A 22,035-nucleotide genomic window follows, 5' to 3' on the forward strand; every position below is an offset into this window, starting at 1 on the left:
ATAAGAAAAAGGACGCATGAAAAAACTTTCGTTTTTTCACACGCCCTTTGTTCTTTCTGTAGAGTTTTAAACTGTTGGTTGAATGACAAACAGCTATCATATAATTATAATTAAACCAGAAGTTGAGGAACAGATATTATTTATATGGTGTTCGAGGATTGCGGGAATTGCATAGCAATGGAGCAATCCGGTTACATCATTTATATTGTAAGCAAGAGAACAGTATGGGAGGCAAAAATCATGAAGAAAATTACATCAGCTTATGCAAACAAGATGTTGAGAAGCCTTGAGGAAGATAAAGCATTCTGGGTAAACAAGGAGGTAGCATCCAGTATCTATGTGGCAGCGGTCAATGAGGAGCCGGTCATTCCGGAATATGATTATATGACCATTGCAAATACAATTGACGAGATCGACAGGAAGATTGTTACTATCAAACATACATTGAACCTGACAAATGCCACCGCAAAAGTGCAGGTTGGCAATCAGGAGATGAGCATTGACAGCATTCTGATCCGAATGGCGCAGCTTAACAAAAGAAAAGCTGTTCTTGACGATATGCGCAAGCGGCTTCCGAAAATGCGTGTGTATAGTAATTCCTTCAGTTCATCCGGATCGGTACCGGAATATAAATATATCAACTATGATCTGGAAGTAATCCGTCAGGAATACGACCGTATTTCCAATACAATTATGGAAATGCAGATTGCACTGGATCGTTACAATCAGACAGTGTTGTTTGATGTGGATATCTAAGTAGGAATTTCCGTACAGGGTATATCTTCAACAAAGCTTATAGACGGTTGGTTATGGTTCAATGTCATCGTTTATTGGTTATTTGTTATCAGGTTATGTGTTCTTGTTCATAGAAACATTTTTGGAAAAGTATACAATTTAAATTTTTAAATCCCCCTGTAAAAAACCTGTGTCAGTTCACAGTGTAGAGGTACGGTTTCAAGCACGCAACAGCTGTGGAAGCAATTCCGCAGCTGTTTTTAAAATAAAAAAAATTGCAACCAAGAGAGTTTTAAATCAAAATATATCCGCCAGAAAAAGAATTCGCTCCATATTAAAAAGTTACCAAAAACAAGAAACTATTTTTGTGAATTTAGTTGCTTGTTTTTTTGTGCGCAAAGATGCTACAATCAAGGAAACTATTACAAGAGAAATAGTTTCCACAAGGAGATGATGATGTGTCAGATAAAAATTTAAAAGGCAATATTCTCGAAGCAACCATCAAGGCATTTCAGAAAAAAGGGTTAAAATTTACAATGGATGATCTTGCATCTCTTCTGGGAATCAGCAAAAAAACAATCTATACTGTTTTCCCTGACAAAAATTCATTGGTTCTGGAGATGGTTGATTATTGTTTTTCCTCGATCAAAGAAAGTGAACAAAAAGTTCTTCAAGATCTGAGTCTGGATACGGTTGGTAAAATCAGAGCAATTCTTGGTGTGTTACCGGAAGGGTATCGGGAGCTTGATCTCAGACAGCTTTATCAGCTAAAGGAGAGGTATCCCGAAGTTTATGAAAAAGTAAAATCCCGTCTGGAAACCGGGTGGGAGAGTACGATTTCATTACTGGAACAGGGCATCACAGAAGGAAAAATTCGAAATATCCAGATTCCAATTTTAAAAACCATGATGGAAGCCACATTAGAACAGTTTTTTCAGAGAGACGTGCTGGTCCAGAATGGAATTTCTTATCATGAGGCATTAGATGAAGTCGTATCCATTCTGATCGATGGCATTACAATCTGACAAGGGGGATTTATTATGGGAGAAGTACAGAAACTAAAAGGAAAAGAAAAGTTTGCCTACGGAATCGGGGCTGTAGGGAAAGATATGGTCTATATGCTGTCAGCGTCCTATGTCCTTTATTATTACCAGGACATCATGGGTGTCAGTGCTGTGGCAATGGGGGTGATCCTGTTTATCGCCCGAATTTTTGATGCATTTAATGATCCGATCATGGGAATCATCGTAGCAAAGACGAAAACCAGATGAGGCAAGTTCCGACCGTGGCTCTTTATCGGTACACTGACAAATGCCATTGTTTTGTATCTGATGTTTGCTGCACCGCCCTCTCTTTCAGGCAGAGGACTGGTTGCTTATGCGGCTATAACCTACATACTCTGGGGCGTAACTTATACGATGATGGACATTCCATACTGGTCCATGATTCCTGCTTTTACCGAAAGCGGAAAAGAGCGCGAAAATCTTTCTGCAATGGCACGTTCCTGTGCCGGCGTTGGTTCTGCAATTATCACGATCATCACCGTACTTTCCGTATCCACGCTTGGCAAACTGGCAGGCGGGGAAAGTGCATCGGAAATTGAACGGCTTGGATATCGCTATTTTGCACTGATCATTGCGGTTTTGTTTTTCATTTTTATTACGATTACCTGCCTTTCTATTAAAGAAAAATCTTCGGTAAATATGGAAACAGCAACGGTAAAAGAAATGTTCCGGGCACTGTTTCGCAATGACCAGGCACTGACCATGGTTGTGGCAATTGTTATGATCAATACCGCATTATATATTACATCGAATCTGGTCATTTACTTTTTCAAATATGATTTCAGTCCGGAAGCATGGCAGAGCAATTATACGCTTTTTAATACCTTTGGCGGTGCATTCCAGATCCTTGCGATGATGATTTTGTTTCCGCTGTTCCGGAAATTTATGAATACGATAAATCTTTTTTATGTCAGCTTTTCTATGGCATTTGCAGGATATCTGATCCTTCTTGTGATTGCATTCTCCGGAAGTACCGGTGTCTATCTGCTTCTGGTTCCGGCATTCCTTATTATGTCGGCAATTGGTATGCTGAATGTTATTGTGACGATTTTCCTTGCAAATACGGTAGATTACGGGGAATTGAAAAATAACCGGCGTGACGAATCGGTAATCTTTTCGATGCAGACCTTTGTGGTAAAGCTGGCATCTGGCGTGGCTGCACTTGCGGCTTCGATCGTTATTCAGATCTTCCAGATCAAGAAGGATGAAACGGCAGAAGTACTGACGGTAATCGCACCGGCTTCCAGGCTGGGACTTCGGATGTGTATGACGATCATTCCGATTCTTGTATTGCTGATCGGATTACTTGTGTTCCGAAAACATTACATATTAACAGATGAAAAGACAGAAGAAATATCCAGAACACTGGAAGAACGGAAGAGAGCATAATATTTATACCTATAATTTTATAACGAAATTTTAGTGGGACAGTTTGCGGACTGTCTCATTTTTTTACATTTGTATATAATAATATACGTCCATTTAACATTTCTTTAGCAGAAATATGATAGCACTTTCAGAAGCTGAAATGTTATGATATTTCACGGACATAAGAGCAAGAACGAAGCCACATTCGTGGCTATGAAGGAGGAAAAAGATGGCTGAAATTGCGTTAAGAAATGTCTGTAAGCAATTTGATTCCACACATTATGGTGTAAAAGATTTTACCTTAGACATTCATGATAAAGAATTTGTGATTTTCGTAGGACCTTCCGGCTGTGGAAAATCTACAACACTTAGATTGATTGCAGGACTGGAAGATATTACAGATGGAGAACTCTGGATCGACGAAGAGCTCTGCAACTATCTGGAACCAAAGGAAAGAGAGATGTCAATGGTTTTTCAGAATTATGCTTTATATCCAAACATGACTGTTTATGGAAATATTGCTTACTCACTGAAAATCCGTAAGGTTCCGAAAAAAGAAATTGATCAAAGAGTCAGAGAAGTAGCAAGAATCCTTGAGATTGAATCTCTGCTTGACAGAAAACCGGCGGCATTATCCGGCGGGCAAAAGCAGCGTGTTGCGATTGGCGCGGCAATCATAAGACAGCCAAAAGCATTTCTTATGGATGAACCACTTTCCAATCTTGATGCAAAGCTTCGGGCGCAGATGCGTGTTGAATTGCAAAAGTTACATAAACAGTTAGATACCACCATCATTTATGTTACACACGATCAGACAGAAGCAATGACGCTTGGGACAAAAATCGTTGTCATGAAAGACGGTCTGATCCAGCAGGTAGATACCCCGCAGAACATTTACGATCATCCGGTAAATAAATTTGTCGCAGGATTTGTAGGTGCACCGACCATGAATTTTATCGAATGCGAAGTGGAAAAAGAATTTGATAAGACAGTCCTGTTATTTGCAACAACAGGACCAGTAAAAAAAGTATATCCAACTGGGCGTAATGAAGAAATTCTCCGGAAAGAATACCTGGGAAAACGTGTGACCCTGGGAATCAGACCGGAAGATATCTATGAATACGAAGAAGCAAAAGCCAGCGGATTTGCAAAAAACAGTGCCGGAATACGGGAAACCGTCGTTACCAGAGAAATGCTTGGAGCAGAAGTATTCCTGTATTTTGATGAACAGCACAGAACGCATGCTGTAAGGCTGGAGCCATCCAACCAGACAAAAGTAGGTGAAACGGTAGATCTGTATTTTGATCCAAATCGGATTCACATATTTGATACAGAGACAGAGGAAAATATTCTGAATCTATATAGGAAAGGATATTAAGAATGAAAAAAGAAAAGAATCTAAAAATTACACCGTACCTTTATCTGGTGCCGAGTATTCTGATCTTTGCAGTATTTTTGTTCTACCCATTTGTAAAGACAGTTTACTTAAGCCTTTTTATGACAAACAAAATGGGACAGGCAAAAATCTTTGTAGGTCTTCAGAATTATATAGATCTGCTTAGTTCAGAATCCTTTAGAAACAGTTTAAAAGTTACATTGGTCTTTGTTGTCATCGTTGTACTCGGCGGAATGCTCCTGGGATTGATTGCTGCAGTTCTTTGTAACAAAGCTTTTCCTGGAATCCGCGTATTCAGTACCGCTTACGCGCTTCCGATGGCGATCGCATCAAGCTCGGCAGCCATGATTTTCCAGATCATGCTCCATCCGGCAGTCGGAATTGTAAATAAGCTTCTCGGACTTGATATCAACTGGCTAAACGATCCAAACACCGCACTTTACTGTGTCGCGATCCTTACCGCATGGTTAAATAGCGGAATCAATTTTCTGTATTTTTCGGCAGGACTCGGAAATATTGACGAAACCATTTATGAAAGAGCATCGGTCGACGGTGCAAGCGGGGTTCAGCAATTTTTCAGCCTGACACTTCCGGGACTGTCACCGATCATGTTTTACACCGTTGTTGTAAACATCATTCAGGCATTCCAGTCATTCGGACAGATCAAGATCCTGACAGAAGGCGGACCGAATGAATCCACAAACGTAATCGTATACTCGATTTACAGAGATGCATTCTTTAACTATCGTTTTGGAAGTGCATCCGCACAGTCTGTTATCTTATTTGTCATTATCATGCTTGTAACATTGGTGATGTTCCGCATTGAGAAGAAGGGAGTAAATTACTAATGAGTCAGTTAAATAGTATGGCAATTCCGATGGAAGGAAAATATTCAAAAAGTGAACTTCTGGAATTAAAAAATAAAATGAACGCCAAGGCACTGGCGAAAAGAAGAAGTAAGACAGCACTGCGCCTTGCGGCAAATATCATTTTCGCAATCCTTGTACTGCTTCCGCTTTTATACGCGGTCAGCATTGCGCTGATGCCATCCAATGAATTATTTACAACGGATCTGAATCTTTTTCCGAAGCATCCGACACTGCAGAACTTCAAGGAGGCATTTACAACTGTTCCGCTTCTCCGGTTCATTTTAAATTCATTTATCATGGCAGGATGTATTACCATCGGACAGATCATTTCCTGTTCCCTTGCCGCATTTGCATTTTCCTTCCTGGAATTTAAGGGAAAAGGAATCCTTTTTGCAATTGTTATGGCAACCATGATGGTTCCTGGCGAAGCAACGATCATTTCCAATTATCTGACCGTCGGAAGCTGGGGGATTCTTGATACGTATGCGGTACTGATCATTCCGTATCTGACATCGGCGATGGGAATCTTTTTGTTCCGTCAGTTCTATATGACATTCCCGATGTCCCTGTATGAATCAGCAAAACTGGACGGATGCAGTAATTTGAAATTCATTATTAAGATTCTGATCCCGCTGACCAAGTCAGCAATCGGAGCTATGGCAGTTTATACTTTTATCAATGCATGGAATATGTATATGTGGCCACTTCTTGTAACCGGTTCCAACAACATGCGAACCGTACAGATTGGTATCAGTATGCTTGACAGTGTGGATTCGCAGTCCATTACCCTGATGATCGCAGGTGTTGTCATGATCATCATTCCGTCGATTTCGATTTTCATTATCGGACAGAAGCAACTGATCCGGGGAATGTTCTCAGGAGCTGTAAAGGGTTAATTCCTATACTGGAAACGGGAAAACATTCATTCCCGATCCTATATATGTGTAAATATTACACACAATTTCATCCAATTAGAAGAGATCACAACAGGAGGAAAATTATGAAGAAAAAAACAGTTTCATTATTACTTGTAGCAGCAATGGCAGTCGGAATGCTTGCAGGATGCGGTGGTGGAAAATCTTCCATCAGCCAGGATGGCTCATCCGATGCAGCAGAAGGCAATGAAAAAGCAGAAATGGCAGATGCAAAGGATGTAGACGGAACAACCATTACTTTCTGGCATTCTATGGGTGGAGTCAATGGACAGGCAATCGATACACTTGTCAAAAAATTTAATGATGAAAATGAATATGGAATTACTGTAGAAGCACAGTATCAGGGAGAATATGATGATTCTCTGAACAAATTAAAGAGCGCACAGATCGGAAATATGGGTGCAGATCTGGTACAGGTTTATGAAATCGGTACCCGTTTTATGATCGAATCCGGTTGGACAGTGCCAATGCAGGAAATGATCGATGCAGATAATTATGATGTATCCGAGATCGAACCGAACCTTGCTGCATATTATACGATTGATAATCAATTATATTCGATGCCTTTTAACTCATCTACCCCAATTATGTATTATAATAAAGATATGTTCGACAAAGCCGGTATTACAGAAATCCCGGACAGCCTGGAAGCAATCGATGAGATTGGCGATCAGTTAATGAGCAAAGGCGGTGCCGGAGAAGTAATGTCTCTTGGTATTTACGGATGGTTCTTCGAGCAGTTTATCGGAAAACAGGGTCTGGACTATGCCAATAACGGAAATGGGCGTGAAAAGGCCGCAACAGCAGTTGACTTTGACAAAAACGGTGCAGCCAAGAATATCCTGACCGCATGGCAGAAACTCAACAAAGACGGTTATGCTCCAATCGTCGGAAAAGGCGGTGATGCAGGACTTGCAGATTTCTCAGCCGGAAAGTCCGCAATCACACTTGGTTCTACAGCTTCATTAAAACAGATCCTGCAGGATGTAAACGGAAAATTTGAAGTGGGAACTGCATATTTTCCGAAGGTATCTTCAAGTGATGAAGGCGGAGTATCCATCGGTGGAGCTTCTCTGTGGGCACTGAACAATAAAGATCCAAAGAAACTCCGTGCAACATGGGAATTCGTAAAATTCCTGATCTCTCCGGAATCACAGGCATACTGGAATGCACAGACAGGATATTTCCCGGTTACCACAAAAGCACACGATGAACAGACATTCAAAGATAATATCGCGCAGTATCCTCAGTTCCAGACAGCAATCGATCAGCTCCATGATTCTTCACCGGAATATTGCGGTGCGCTTTTAAGTGTATTCCCGGAAGCAAGAGCAACTGTTGAGTCTGAAATCGAAAGCATGCTGAATGGAAAAGAAGATGTCGACACAGCAGTACAGAAAATGTCAGATTCGATCAACAAAGCGATCACTGACTACAATACTGTAAATAATTAAAAAGAATCGAGGCAATAAACATTGAGCAAAACAAAAATATTTGCACACAGAGGTGCAAGCGGATATGCACCGGAAAACACGTTGGAAGCATTTGCACTGGCAATCACACAGGGTGCTGACGGAATCGAGCTTGACGTACAGCTTACAAAGGATGGAATCCCGGTTGTGATCCATGATGAAACCATCGACAGAGTTACAGAAAAAAAGGGATGGGTCAAGGATTATACCTTAAAAAAGTTAAAAGAGCTTACAGTACTGAAAAACAAATTCCCGGAGTATTCCGCAGCAAAGATCCCAACCCTGGAAGAAGTACTGGATGCGGTAAAAGCATCCGGTATCCAGGTCAATATTGAGCTGAAAACAGGAATTTACTGGTATCCGGAAATCGAGCAGAAGGTTGCGGATCTTGTAAAAAAAGCCGGAATGGAAGAGCGGGTGATTTATTCTTCCTTTAACCATTACAGCATCCAGCAGATGAAGAAAATTGTGCCGGAAGCAGAAACCGCTTATCTGTACAGTGATGTGATCCTGAATGTTGCAGAGTATGCGAAGAATACAAAAGTAGACGGACTGCATCCGGCAGTATATCATGTAAAAATGGCAGATTTCCTGAAAGAATATCTAGACAGCAATCTGAATGTCCGTGTCTGGACAGTCAATGAAAAAGCGGATATGAAATGGCTGATCGATGCAGGAGTAACTGCAATTATCACCAATTATCCAGACATGGCAGTGCAGATCAAAAAAGAAGCGGAAGTATAAGATCATGCTGGAAAATAAAAAACTTTTTCTGCTGGATATAGACGGTACGATCTGTAAAGGGAATCAGCTCGTTGAAGGATCCGCAGCTTTCCTAAAAGACATCAAGGCAAATGGCGGGCAGTTTGTATTTATCACAAACAATGCAACCAAGAGCATCGATGATTATATCAGATTTTTTCAGGTTCTTGGAATCCACACCGATTACACCAATTTCCTGACAGCATCCTATGTAACCATTGATTATCTGAAGAAAAATCATGCCGGAGAACTGATCTATGTGCTGGGAACCCGGTCCTTTATCCGGGAACTCAAAAAAAATAAAATCCACGTAACAAGCGATTGCGAGGATGAAGGAATTACCTGCGTTGTAGTTTCTTATGATAATCAGCTGACATATGAAAAATTATCTGATACATGTAAGCTGCTGAGTACAAAAAATGTGGATTATCTTGCAACAAATCCAGACTATGTATGTCCGATTGAATTTGGATTTGTACCAGACTGTGGCTCCATCTGTGAAATGCTTGCACATGCGGTAAAGCGAATGCCGTATTTTATTGGTAAGCCGCAGCCTGAAATGGTAGAACTTGCATTGCAGCGGAATCATTACCGGAAAGAAGAGACTTTAATCGTTGGAGACCGCCTGTATACGGATATCTTATGTGGATATCATGCCGGTGTTGAGACGGTACTGGTATTATCCGGTGAGGCAACTGAAGAAGAAGCAAAAGCATACGAACATCAGCCGGATTACGTGATGTCATCCGTTGATGAGTTGCATGAAGCATGGAGCAAAAGTATTTCTTAAATAAAAGAAAATATGTTTACTAAAACAGGGTATGTATGGCAAATGAAGCTGTACATACCCTGTCTGTATATTCAGGTCAATTCTTGATTGCACTTAAATGAAAAACTAAATTCCAGCTGTGGATTATCTCAGTAACTATGCGGGATTAAATTCTGTAATGCACCTTAACAATTCTATTTTTTTGTCTTATAATAAACCTGTAAGCACTCATGATTTATGTTTTTATGCATACTAACCGGGCATCTGAAAATAGTGTGCGAGACTAAATTCCACATGCCTTATGTGCAAGACTAAATTCTGGTGCAGTGAAATCTGCCTGTGCTTTACTATTTTATTTTATAAGTTTTGGACTAAGCATAACATCATCAGGTGCGATTGCCTTTAATCCTAATGCTTTGTGCAGTTTGTTGTCCAAGAGTAAAAGAGAGAGTTCATATGGGCTATGTCCATTAAGACTGTCTCTTTTTTCGTTGTTTATGTGATTCATCATAAGTCTGACTTTCTCGTCATTTAAATCAGCGAATGAACTCCCTTTCGGACGGATGTAGCGGATATACTCGTGGTTCTTTTCGCAGGCACCTTTTTGCCAAAAGCTGTATGGATCACAGTAAAAGACAGTCGTGCTTTTACTTCCGTCACAGAATTCCTCCATCTCTTCACGAGCTGAGAATTCTGAACCTCCATCCGTGAGGATCACCGGAAAAAGCTTTTTGAATGCATCCTGTCCTAACACTGTTTCAAGCCATACAAAGACCTCTAACACGCATTCCTGGTCTTGATATTCCAACAGGAACATAAGCATAAGATTGCAGTTGCGGAATGTAAAGGTCAAGAGGGCGCAGCTTTCGCCTTTCATTCCTTCCACGCAGTCCATTTCCACAACATTTATATCTGGATGATCTTTCATATAATTCTGGAAATTTTCGTAGTTATGACCTTGACGATAAGAACGATCTTTTGCACTGGTCTGTGTAGGTTTCTTGCGTTTCTTATAACGTACAGAACGCCTTAAGTCACCATTGCGGACATCGAATACACAATCATTGATGTAGGAGTAAAGTGTTCTTCTGGAGCAACCCAATTCTTCTGCATGAGTAGCATAAATATGACCGATGGACTGATGTTTCTCCTTGATCAATGGAACCAATAAATCATTCATGGATTGAATACTTTCCGGAGTCTAGTTAATGCCGACTCTGCAATCGACTAGCACGCTACGGTACTCATCATGGGCATATTTGGATGAATAAAACTTTCTGGGCATAAGACAATGGGTCTTTTTACCACAGCCATTACATACGTAGGGTGGTTTATTCAGTTTCTCACATTCAGCTGTCTCATATGCGGGACATATATCAGTGCAGCGAAAGGATGGTTTTCTGCAAAGCTTACAATGAATGCCACACATCTTATCACACAAGCATGTCACCTTACAGTTCTTACGATGAATACATGGCGGGTGAGTGTAACCTGAATCCGGACGTTCTTTTGTATGTGCGTGGAGACGTACTTCCTTTGATATGGTAGATGGATTTTTACCAATAATTCGTCCAATTTCAGTGAAGCTTTTATTCTCAGTAAGACCTTTCTCGATATCAACACGCTGTTCAAATGTTAAATGTTTCTGATTGCCTTTATTTTTCATAATTATCTCCAATCTGCACAGGCAGGCAATCAGCTGCAAGTACATTATACGGAGTAATGATTATCAAAGACAATATGGCAAATATGTGTGCAAAAGAAACTTCTACCTATATGGAATTTACTCTTGCATTTGGTCCAAAACCGGAATTTAGTTTTTCATTTAAGTAATTCTTGATTGCCTCTGTTTTAACTGTAAAAAACACTTGCATAGCCGAACATATGTTTGTATAATAGAAATATGAATACAGAAATGACAAATGAACATTATACAATACAGGAAAAATTACATATTCTTGCTGATGCTGCAAAGTATGATGTCGCATGTACATCAAGCGGCTCAAGCCGCCGGGGACAGAAAGGAGAACTCGGTAATGCCGTTTCATGTGGAATTTGTCACAGCTTTGCGGCAGACGGAAGATGTATTTCTTTACTTAAGATCTTAATGACCAATCATTGTGTCTACGATTGCAAATACTGCATTAACCGTGCGAGCAATGATGTAAAAAGAGCTACGTTTACTCCGGAAGAGATCTGTAATCTTACAGTCGAATTTTATAAACGGAATTATATAGAAGGACTTTTCCTAAGTTCCGGTATTTTGGAAAATCCAACCTATACGATGGAAAAGATGTGCGAGACACTGTTACTTCTCCGCACAAAATACCATTTTAACGGATACATTCATGTGAAGACGATTCCGGGGGCTTCGGATGAATTACTTGCAGCTGCCGGTTATCTGGCAGACCGTGTCAGCGTGAATCTGGAACTGCCAACTTCTGAGGGGCTTCGTAAGCTGGCACCGAACAAGACTATGCAGACAATCCTAAGTCCGATGGGAAAGGTGCAGAATACCATTGCCGCACATCGCATGGCAATCGGAAAATCATCATATATGGAAAGAAGTCGTGGAAATCAGTTCCTGCATAACGGAATTTTTTCTGATACTTCCAAACAACAGTTCCAAAAGAAACTGGAGAGCAGAGCAGCGCTACAGAGAGGAACCGATGTATCCAAGACTTCTGCACAGTCAAATCCTGCGCTATTGGATTCTTCCTTCACCTGGAATCAGGCATATCAACTTGCACCACATGATATGTCCAGATTAAAACGCAGCTTTGCACCGGCAGGACAAAGCACCCAGATGATCATCGGAGCGACAGGTGAAAGCGATTATACCTTATTACAGACCACGCAGCAGCTTTATCAGGGATTTGATCTGAAACGAGTCTTTTATTCGGCATATATCCCGCTGAATGAAGATCCTGTTCTGCCTGAGATTGGAACTCCACCGCCGCTTTTGCGTGAACACAGGCTTTATCAGGCAGACTGGCTGCTCCGGTTTTACGGATTTCAGGCAGATGAACTTTTAACCATAGAGAAACCGAATTTTAACGAACTTCTGGATCCGAAGTGTGATTGGGCATTACGCCATCTGGAATTATTTCCCGTTGAAGTAGAAACGGCAAGCTATGCAGAACTCCTCCGCGTACCCGGAGTCGGACCGAAATCAGCCAGCCGTATTGTAAATGCACGAAGATATGGAAGAATGGATTTCACAAGTCTGAAGAAAATGGGAGTTGTGCTGAAAAGAGCGCACTATTTCATCACCTGTGGCGGAAAACAGATGTATCACACACCACTTGAAGAGACTTATATCACAAGACAACTGGTCAGCGTAGACCGGAAGGAATCCTGGGAAATGGCTCATGCAAATGAAGGCTTCTCACAGATGACACTTGCTGATTTTGGAATTGGATAGTTACATCATTAGGGCAGAAAATACTTATAGCAATATGAGAAAGCAGGAAATTTATGAAGATATATACTTGTAAGGATCGGTTGGAAGACATCATGACCTGTATCTATGATGCATGGGCAGATGCTTTGCTAATCGGTCATGACCAGATAAGACTGAAAAAAGAACCGATTTTTCAGGCGACACTGCTGGATGAATATATCCATGTAGACGGAGACTGTTCAAAGGCAGAAAAAGTCACCCGGTCTATCCGCAGAGATATTTCTTCCAGAGCATATCTGTATGTGTATTACGCATCCCTTTCAGCAGAAGAAGACGCACTGCAGGCAATCTATAATTTTTTACGAGTTGGATTTGCCATAGGAGCGGGTGTACTCGAAAATTATACCAATCCACATGTAATGCGGATAATAGAACTGTATCGTAGTGTCGGAAATGAAAGCCATCATTTCCGTGAATTCGCCCGGTTTCAAAGTCTCGACGGGCGTGTGTATGTCAGCCATCTGGAACCCAAAAGTGATGTGATCATGCTGGTTGGAAGACATTTCGCAGACCGTATGCCATCGGAATACTGGATGATCGTTGACGATAACCGGAAGACCGTCTGTGTCCATCCAAAAGACGGAGAAAATTATCTTCGTTATCTGACGGACGGAGAGTTTGAGTCACTTCGGAAAACAGAAGAGTACGAAGATGAATACACTGGGATGTGGAAGACATTTTTCCATACGATCGGGATCAAAGAGCGGGAGAATTATGTCTGTCAGAGGAATCTTTTTCCGATCTGGAAAAGAAAGCATGCTGTGGAATTTAAAGAATAATCGCAGGAATTAAAAAGCAGCAAAGAATAACTCCGGTTAAAAATCTATTCTTTGCTGTTGCTATTTATACGCTTTTAAGAACGCTCATCTATACACATGGGACATCTCAGATGCTCAATGGGAATTATCTATCGTGATCAGGAAGACAGTTACTACGATGAAGCCGAATTTGCAATCGTAAAAGGAAATACTGTATTTGGAAATCTGATGGATGATGTTCGGTTTTATGGAGAACTTGCACTGGTACGGGAGGGGATTGAGAAAATTCATGAAACATTGCCGGATTATAAGTATGTACCGATGCGGGATGTTCGGGAAGCAATGTATCCAGAGAAGATGACCACAGAACAGCTGGCAGAGACACTGGATGAAATTGCAGAAGCTTTTGATCCGTATGAGTACCGAGATAATGTGGAGCGAGGAGAAAATACGGTACAGGAAGTAATGCTGGATTTACAAAGCGGTAATATTCATTATTATTATGTTTCTTACGTGAAGGATATTGTAGACGAAGAATCCGATCTGTCTGTTCGTGCAGACGTGTTGATGGAAAGACTGAAAACCTATGAACCAGAGCTTCCAAAAGATATGGAACCGAAGGTGTATGTGAATTATTGTGAGAAAAGTGAGTTGGGAAATCCAAGATGCCAGAAGTTATCTGATTTGGATTCCAAAACAGTAGAACAGGACAAAGCCTGGTATGCTGACCGTGATCCAAACACCAACGAACCAAAAACGACAGCGCAGATGTTTTTTACAGTATATTATGCTGAGAAAGGTGATAAGATGCTGCGTTATTTTCAAGGTAAGATAGATATTGGTACCGGAAACGGCGGTATCATCAGTCAGTTAAAGATGCAGAATGAAATGAAATTGACGGATGAAAGCTGGATCAGCTATCAGCAGGGAAAAGGCAATGAAGAATATCAGAAGTATATGGAAGATCTGACGGATATGCAGAATCATGTACTGCCGTATTTGCAGTCTGGAAGAAAAAGGTGTGAAGGAGAGACGAGAACAGCAGGTAGCGGAAAGAAATGAAGGAAGAGCAGATGAGCGAGTAATAAGTACCGAAGCGAATGCAGTGGTTAAGGAGGCAGGAAAGACAGATAGAAAAACGGCACAGCAGAAGCAGACGGTAGATGGAAAAGATAAGAAATTATATTGTTTGTATCAACAGAATTTGGCAAAGAAGGAAAATTACTTTTATTAAGAGTATTTAAATTGTAGCAATCTAAATACAAAGCTCGATGTACACAAAGAAAAAAATATTGATTTCAGCTAAAAACTTTAATGGTTTTATGATATAATTTTGGTTAGAAATAAGAAATTTATTTGACAATGAATGGCAAATTTATTATTTGTTATTAGAGGCATAAGCTGAAAGATATGAGGAAGGGAAATTTGTTTATGAAGAAAGCAACAAAATGGGCTATGAGCATCATTGCTTTCGCCATTTTAATACTTGTTGTCATTTGGGGAAGCATGAAAATGGTGCAATTGGAAGAAGAGCAAGAACAGGCACAGAAGAAACTCGAAGAGGAGCTGAAAGTTAAAGAGCAAAAAGAAGCTGAAAAACTAGCTTCTGAATATATGGTTTCTTACGCTGAAAATCTTCAGGAGGACATGCAAGATGTTGGTCTGTTAGATCTTAAAGTGACTTATGACACCTGTACCCGAGATTATTTTGATGAGTATTGGAACATCTGGGATTATGGTCAAGATGAATATTGTGTATATTATGTATTGGACTACTATAGTGATTCAATTGACAGTATTTACGAACGTGAAACAAAAAATGGCGATTTCCAATCATTTATCAAATTACTGAATGATGAATGCTGCATGAAAGATAATCGTGATGAGGGTGGAGCTTATTATCAGCATAAGGTTACAGAGAACGGAAAAACAGTCCTTGTCTTTATTGGCGATGAAAACAGGCTTAACAATATCACAATAAAAAAAGATAATCTTCATCAATATACATTAAATCGGGACGATGATGATGTACGAGTTTTTGTTAATGAAGAGCTGGTATACAGAAAATCAGAGGATCAAAATAGCAATGCACATACCTCTAGCGGAGGATATCTTCCTAACACTGGAAGCGTATGGAGTTCGGGTGGAAATAGTAATTCCGGCAGTAAAGGAAATTCTTCTTCAAAATGGAACAGGGATCCGTATGATGTAGATGATTATGACGATCCGGATGATTTTGCCGGTGAATTGGAAGACGAATTTGATGATGGATATGACGAGGCTTATGATTATTGGGAAGAGGAACATGATTAAGGGTTAAGAACGCTGAGTGTGTAAAATATAGTTAAGTTAGTAGTAAACACTCCAAAGTTTCATCGATGCAACTTTGGAGTGTAAAAATGAGACTTTAAACTGCGACTTTTGGATAAAAGATAACTAAATTTTTAGCAAATATAAATGATTGTAAATAGTGATTTGATGGGAAAATAATATGAATAATAAAACTTTAGCTTTTTATAATAAAAATGCAAAAGCTTTTGCGGAAGAAACAGCTTTTGTCGATTTTAAGGAAACGCAGGATAAATTCATCAATATATTACAAGGTAAGCGTGTGCTGGATTTTGGCTGTGGTGCAGGCAGAGATTCAAAATATTTTGTTAAAGCAGGGCTTGAGGTTGTAGCTATTGATGGATCAGCAGAGCTGTGCCAAATTGCTGAAAGCTACGTAGGAATCCCAGTACAGCAGATGCTTTTTCAAGAATTGGATGTTCGAAGCCGATACGATGGAATATGGGCATGTTCGTCCATTCTGCATTTACCAAAAGAAGAACTAAGAAGTGTGCTTATGAAGATGCTGAATGCACTGACTGATAATGGTATCATTTATACTTCTTTTAAATACGGAGAGTTTGAGGGGGAAAGAAATGGAAGATATTTCACAGATTTCACTTATGAAAGTTTCTGCGAATTTATAAGTGATATGAAAGGTATAACGATTGAAGAATATTGGTATACCGGTGATGTACGGCCAGGACGGGAGGATCAAAAGTGGCTGAACCTACTATTACGAAAGACAAGTTTATAATAGATCATGTTGATTTTGGATTGAGAGAACAGGCGAATTATCCGAATGGCGGAACATCGAAATTTTATGATAACGGCACGGATATGGTTATTATAGACGAAGACATTTGTGATTGTAACAAAGGCGAGACTGTCTTTTCATATATGCTTATTACTGATAAGCAGAATAATTATATGCACCAGTTTAATAGAGTCTTTCGTTTTTTAGGATATTCACAAGAAGAAGTGGATCGTTATCTGCTAAACAAAGAAATATCAGCAACTGTAGATTATACAGTTAGTATTGGAGACCGTGGAGAGCAGGCAGATGTATCTCCACTGGAATTTCGATTCGAGCAAAATTTTTCTAATGTATATGGAATGAATGCACTTAAATATTTGTCGAGAGAATACGGCATTTGTGATGAGGCTGGGAAAAATTATTTCCTGGATTATCTAATAAGAACCAAAAATGGGCAATATGCAATAGAAGAAAATGGTGTTACATACCACCATCCGCAGATTATCGGTGAAGAAAAATATAGGAATCAATTGCATAAACAAAATACCTGTATGTTATGGGGAATAAAATTATTTCGATTTTCCAGTGAAGATTGTGCATTTGAGAACCGAATAGAGGATGATATCAAACAGTTTCTTGGAAAAGATGCATCCAATTTTGTTGATGATGGGCTCAAAATAGACAGAGCTGTTGAATTATATGAACATCAGACTATTAGTCTGCAAGAAATCCAAAAACGCAGGAGTGCTGGGGTGAAAGCATTTTTGATCGTGTTGCCTACAGCGTCTGGCAAATCAAAAATCGTGGAAGAAGATTTGCGCATTTTTGCGAATGACAAACCGGACTTTCATGCATTAATCTTAGTCCCGGGAATCAATATTCTGCTGGACTGGAGAGAAAGAGTAAAAAAGTCTCTGCCGGAACTGGTAGATCATATTGAGATACGAACTTATGCATATATGGCAAGACACTATACGGAAATCCCGTCAGATTATTATAATTATCTTGTAGTGGATGAGGCACATCATGCGGTTGCACCGATTTTAAAACGGGTTATTCAATATTATGATACAGATTTTACAGTAGGTCTTACAGCTACAGACCAAAGACCGGATAAAAAGAAGCTGGAAACTGTTTTTGGGACTTATTCCACATCGTTGTCTTTAAAAGAAGCAATGGAAAAAGAAATTGTAGCTAAGGCAAATGTTTACCGGATTGAGACAAATATTGATCTTTCAAAGGTACGTTTTAACGGGAAAGATTATGTGAATGCAGATTTGGAAAAACGAATTAGAGTCACTTCTAGGAATGAACTAATTGTAAATGTTTTAAAGGATTATTTTCTGGAGGGAGAGGCAGGAAAGCGACAAGGAGTTATCTTCTGTGTTAATGTAGCTCATACTAATGAAGTGGCAAGATTATTAAATCAGGCAGGGATTTTGGCATCAAGTTATACACGTCAAACAAAGAATCCTGATGCTGTAATGAATGCATTTAAACAGAAGAAAATTCGTTTTTTATGTGCATGTAATATGATTTCTGAAGGATGGGATTATCCAGAACTTGGAATTCTTGTTATGGCAAGACCGACTTTGTCGAAGGTACTGTATTTACAACAGATTGGCAGAGGTTTAAGAAAAACAGATACAAAAAAGAACGTTATCGTAATCGATGTTGTAGATGAATACGGTTCTATGGTGAAAGCCTGCAATATGCATTCTATATTTGCCAATCCATATTATGTTCCATTTGGTGATATTACTAAAATGGATTATAAGCAGGGAGACATGGTAATCATAGACGGAATGGAAGAAAGAATTGAACGTATATCGGAAGTTGACATTGATTCATTTGAAGATAAATATGGCAGTTATCTGAGTCAGGAACAGCTTGCCAGAGAATATTTTGTCAGTACAGGAACGGTAACCAGCTGGATTAAAAAAAGGAAAATCATACCGAGTGCAGAATATAAATTCGGGAGCCGATCCATTTACTTGTTTAGTCCGGATGATGTAGAAAAATATCGAAAAGAGCTAAATATAAAAGAGCATAATGACAGTACAATAAAACAAGATTTCTTTGATTTTTTGAAAGAACGGGATTATTCACTTTCGTACAAAATGCCATTTATGCTGTCCTTTATAAAAGCTGTTAATGCAATTGGAGATGCGGACATAGAAAAAGTTCTAGATGGTTATATTGAATTTTATCAGCATAGGATTGACCGGGGGCTTCCGGTAGATAGAAGCACCTGTCCGTATAATGTAAAGACGTTGAAAGATCGAAAAGCTATTAGCAGAAATATGCTTACGAATCCATTTGAAAAGTTTGAGCGGAAGAGATTTTTGTATTATTCAAAAGATTTAAGTGTCATTTCTATGAATCATGCACTGTATAGTCAGATGACAGAGGAAGATTGGACAAGAGTGAAAGAACAATTGACAGAAGATTTGAAAAATTACTATGTGAAAATGGGCGGGATATAACAAAAATGACATTTCTGTTGTAAATTAAATATTGGGACGAAATGCGAAAATGAAAAATATCAGATAAAATCAACGACCTTCATCATGGTCGCAAAAAAGTTAACAAATACACTGTTCAGGAGAAACGGAATGCTATTTGCATTGTAGTAAATTTCATTTAATATTATACTATTATAAAGAAAAACTAAGTATGGCGGAGGTTGGAAGTATTATGCAAACATGGAGTAAATCAATTTTATCCCTTAAAAAAGCTCCCTATTTTTTATTTTTAGTAGGAATATTCATAGATATTATAGTAAATATCACTGGAAAATCTAAATTTTATGTTTCTGAATCATACATGGATTATATATATGCTGGTATTATAACGATTTCGGTACTATGTTTTTCGTTTGTTGCTCTTTTATCTGGTTTCTTGGACAAAACGTATTATGGTTACAAACTATGTGAAATAATTCAATTTCCAAATTCATTGCTTAATATGAAAAAATATATCGCAATTTCTTTGTCCACAATTGTAATTGGTACTTTTTTATTAGCCGGAAATTTTGTTAAAAGTTGTGCAAACACCTTAACTGCTTTATTACTTGCATTAGTGCTAGAAGAAGGAATTATTGCATTTAATGTTATAGATATGCTTATAAATCCAAAAAAAACATTTGAAATCGTCATTAAATACTTTTCAGATTGTGTTGAAAATAAAGAAATGAATTTTGAAGAGTTTCGTTTTCACACAGACAAACTTATTAGTGCTCTTACAATCTGTATTTCTCAAAAAGACATTTCTCAAAAAAATAATGTCTGCAATATGTTAAACAAATTATCCAAGCATATTTGCATTCACAAAGGAACTGATGAATATGATAAATTCTACTTTTATTTAATTGATAAAATAAGAGTGAAAATCGAATCATTTACTTTAGCTTTTGGCTACAATGAAATGATATCTTTTATTTGTTCTCTGTATGATCAATTAGATGCCCCCGAGTTTGAATATGATAAATCCGATTTGTTTATTATTCCGCTAAAAAAGCTAAGATTTTGGGATGATTTGCAACTGTTGAATAATGATTATTTTGATCAAATCAAAGATATTGATATGCTAGAGCTTTATAAAACTATGCAAATAAAAAATGTAGAAATGGAAAAAATTTTATTTGTATATTTCCAAAGTATTACAAACAATCGTATTTTATCACAAACTGTCAAGGGAAACTTACTAAAAAAATATATTGGACACTTTATGCGCTTTAACTGGATGACAAACGAGCCAGAATATGCTTTAGATATAGCTGTTTTAACCAATATCCTTAATACTTATATTTTGAAAAATACAAATACTGAACAAAGAAACTATATATTTCATTTAATACTCGAATATGCTTTTTACAATCAGACATACAATAATGATAAATTTTCTTATTTTTTAACGCTATTTTATCAATCTTTTTATGCTTACATATTTTGCGAAACAGAAACTTTAACTCCACAATATCGCAGTGAACTAAGAAATACTTTTGAACAAAATTTTTCATCAGAATCAATTGCTGACATAAATACCGTTTCATTACTCACAATAAACATAATATCATTCCTACAAGCTATGGGAAAACGTCTCACTAATAGCATCGCATTGCAAAAAAGAATATTCGAATATTATCCTCCATACGCTAGTGCTAAAACTGTAGTCTGGACAGATAAATTTGATATTGAATACTTTTTTATCCTTTACATAATATTTTACGATAAAATAGAATTTTATGATATATATAGTGATTTTCTTCCTCTACAAAATATAGATGGTATAAAAAAAGAACAAATATTATTAAATTTACAAAATTGTTTTGATTCTACTACTGAATTACTTGACTCTAATTTTTATAATGCTTGCAAAGAATATAGTAGTATACTAAAAAAAGTAATTTGCATTGATAAAATTAAACAAAAAGAATTATTCCACAATATTGTAGCAGAACATGCCAAATTAAAAATACAGTTATCTGATTCAAAGCAAAATAATAAACTTGAATTGGAAGACAGCATTGTAACGAAACTGATCGATGAACTAATGAAAAAAGAGCATATATATGGGTGGGACTCCTCTTTTATGACATCATCATCCATGCAATTTAATATACCGGATAGTTTGTGTAGAAGAGAGCACGCAAACTCAAAAACTATGGCTCGTTCAATACAATTAGGAATTATTAGTGCTTTAAAGAAATACATTTCCAACACAGCTAATCAACTAAGTCTTTCTACCGATTTAGGTGGAATAGAAAAATTATTAGATTTTTTAAAGCTAAATGATTATAATGCTACCAATTTTACTTATACAGATTATTTAAAAAAACAACAATCAACCCCTGATTTTGCAAAACTACAGTACGAAGAAAATAATCTAGAACTTATACATACACCTCAGTTTTATGAAAATATTCTTTTTAAAAAAGAAAAATTTACCTATAATGCTAAAATATCAACAATGGAATTTCTAGAACTTACAGATTTAGATTGTATTCATTTGCTTGAAAATTCAGAATGTTATAATGGACTATATAATGTAGATGGGGCTTTAATGCCTAAGTACCAAGCTATAGAATGTATGAAAAAAATATATTGTAAACAACATTGTAGTTTTAAATTAATGGTTAAAATGGGGCGAAATGATATTGCACACATCATCTTCAACCGCTTTAATTAAAGGTAGTGCAAATTAACGGAATGGAAAGTAATAGTCACGCAGTTTTTGTATATGAGAAGCCAGTATTAGAAACAAATGAGATTAGAGGATGTTATTATTCAATTGCGTATACAGCAAAAGTGTGGTCCTATGTCAAGATTTAGTACAAGTTAAAATGAGGTTTTCCCCA

16 protein-coding genes and 2 pseudogenes are annotated in these 22,035 nt (G+C 38.0%); 17 read left to right on the top strand and 1 reads right to left on the bottom strand.

The annotated features are described in order from the left end of the window. Positions 1 to 240 precede the first annotated feature (240 nt). From PG418_RS18065 to PG418_RS18105, 9 genes and pseudogenes are all read left to right on the top strand, one after another. On the top strand, positions 241 to 756 hold the full coding sequence (locus tag PG418_RS18065; protein WP_498837821.1) for a hypothetical protein: 516 nt from the start codon (positions 241 to 243) through the stop codon (positions 754 to 756). A gap of 437 nt (positions 757 to 1,193) precedes the next feature. Next, positions 1,194 to 1,760 (top strand): TetR/AcrR family transcriptional regulator, encoded by a 567-nt coding sequence (locus PG418_RS18070; RefSeq protein WP_008370447.1) that lies wholly within the window; start codon positions 1,194 to 1,196, stop codon positions 1,758 to 1,760. Positions 1,761 to 1,853: 93 nt separating this feature from the next. Further along, positions 1,854 to 3,188, top strand: a pseudogene (locus PG418_RS18075) (glycoside-pentoside-hexuronide (GPH):cation symporter). A 208-nt stretch (positions 3,189 to 3,396) separates the two neighbouring features. Beyond that, the gene (locus tag PG418_RS18080) at positions 3,397 to 4,545 is read left to right on the top strand and encodes an ABC transporter ATP-binding protein (protein ID WP_055248611.1); all 1,149 of its coding nucleotides are present in this window, start codon (positions 3,397 to 3,399) and stop codon (positions 4,543 to 4,545) included. Between the two features lie 2 nt (positions 4,546 to 4,547). Continuing rightward, the gene (locus PG418_RS18085) at positions 4,548 to 5,411 is read left to right on the top strand and encodes a carbohydrate ABC transporter permease (protein WP_055260551.1); all 864 of its coding nucleotides are present in this window, start codon (positions 4,548 to 4,550) and stop codon (positions 5,409 to 5,411) included. Continuing rightward, complete coding sequence (locus PG418_RS18090; RefSeq protein WP_055248607.1) at positions 5,411 to 6,328, top strand: carbohydrate ABC transporter permease; 918 nt, start codon at positions 5,411 to 5,413, stop codon at positions 6,326 to 6,328. The genes PG418_RS18085 and PG418_RS18090 overlap by 1 nt, the downstream gene beginning before the upstream one ends. Positions 6,329 to 6,432: 104 nt before the next feature. Then, complete coding sequence (locus tag PG418_RS18095) at positions 6,433 to 7,821, top strand: ABC transporter substrate-binding protein (protein ID WP_055248605.1); 1,389 nt, start codon at positions 6,433 to 6,435, stop codon at positions 7,819 to 7,821. 21 nt (positions 7,822 to 7,842) lie between these two features. Further along, positions 7,843 to 8,583 carry a glycerophosphodiester phosphodiesterase gene (locus PG418_RS18100; protein ID WP_346997770.1) on the top strand — a complete coding sequence of 247 codons (741 nt, stop codon included), beginning with the start codon at positions 7,843 to 7,845 and terminating at the stop codon, positions 8,581 to 8,583. A 4-nt stretch (positions 8,584 to 8,587) separates the two neighbouring features. After that, positions 8,588 to 9,391: an HAD-IIA family hydrolase gene (locus PG418_RS18105; RefSeq protein WP_173686002.1), complete on the top strand. Its 804-nt coding sequence runs from the start codon at positions 8,588 to 8,590 to the stop codon at positions 9,389 to 9,391. A 331-nt stretch (positions 9,392 to 9,722) separates the two neighbouring features. On the opposite strand, the pseudogene PG418_RS18110 reads toward PG418_RS18105, so the two are convergent. Further along, positions 9,723 to 11,036: pseudogene (locus PG418_RS18110) on the bottom strand (IS30 family transposase). Between the two features lie 237 nt (positions 11,037 to 11,273). Between PG418_RS18110 and PG418_RS18115 the strand changes: the two are divergent. The 8 genes from PG418_RS18115 (at position 11,274) to PG418_RS18150 (ending at position 21,866) form a co-directional block, all read left to right on the top strand. Next, positions 11,274 to 12,794 (top strand): putative DNA modification/repair radical SAM protein, encoded by a 1,521-nt coding sequence (locus tag PG418_RS18115; protein WP_498837829.1) that lies wholly within the window; start codon positions 11,274 to 11,276, stop codon positions 12,792 to 12,794. A 53-nt stretch (positions 12,795 to 12,847) separates the two neighbouring features. After that, on the top strand, positions 12,848 to 13,612 hold the full coding sequence (locus PG418_RS18120; protein WP_498837822.1) for a TIGR03915 family putative DNA repair protein: 765 nt from the start codon (positions 12,848 to 12,850) through the stop codon (positions 13,610 to 13,612). Between the two features lie 117 nt (positions 13,613 to 13,729). Continuing rightward, entirely contained in the window at positions 13,730 to 14,653 is a 924-nt protein-coding gene (locus tag PG418_RS18125; RefSeq protein WP_498837823.1) for an LPD25 domain-containing protein, read from the top strand. Further along, a complete protein-coding gene (locus PG418_RS18130) occupies positions 14,613 to 14,825 on the top strand; it encodes a hypothetical protein (RefSeq protein ID WP_498837824.1) in 213 nt (70 codons plus the stop codon). Before PG418_RS18125 ends, PG418_RS18130 begins: the two co-directional genes overlap by 41 nt. Before the next feature lie 197 nt (positions 14,826 to 15,022). Then, positions 15,023 to 15,904: a hypothetical protein gene (locus PG418_RS18135; RefSeq protein WP_498837825.1), complete on the top strand. Its 882-nt coding sequence runs from the start codon at positions 15,023 to 15,025 to the stop codon at positions 15,902 to 15,904. Positions 15,905 to 16,082: 178 nt separating this feature from the next. Then, on the top strand, positions 16,083 to 16,676 hold the full coding sequence (locus PG418_RS18140) for a class I SAM-dependent methyltransferase (RefSeq protein ID WP_498837826.1): 594 nt from the start codon (positions 16,083 to 16,085) through the stop codon (positions 16,674 to 16,676). Next, positions 16,640 to 19,162, top strand: coding sequence for a DEAD/DEAH box helicase (locus PG418_RS18145; RefSeq protein WP_498837827.1), 2,523 nt, complete (start codon positions 16,640 to 16,642; stop codon positions 19,160 to 19,162). The genes PG418_RS18140 and PG418_RS18145 overlap by 37 nt, the downstream gene beginning before the upstream one ends. A gap of 190 nt (positions 19,163 to 19,352) precedes the next feature. Further along, positions 19,353 to 21,866 (top strand): hypothetical protein, encoded by a 2,514-nt coding sequence (locus tag PG418_RS18150; RefSeq protein WP_498837828.1) that lies wholly within the window; start codon positions 19,353 to 19,355, stop codon positions 21,864 to 21,866. Positions 21,867 to 22,035: the final 169 nt, after the last annotated feature.

It is taken from the genome of Bariatricus sp. TF06-38A, assembly GCF_027690675.1.
Taxonomy (GTDB): domain Bacteria; phylum Bacillota; class Clostridia; order Lachnospirales; family Lachnospiraceae; genus Allocoprococcus; species Allocoprococcus comes.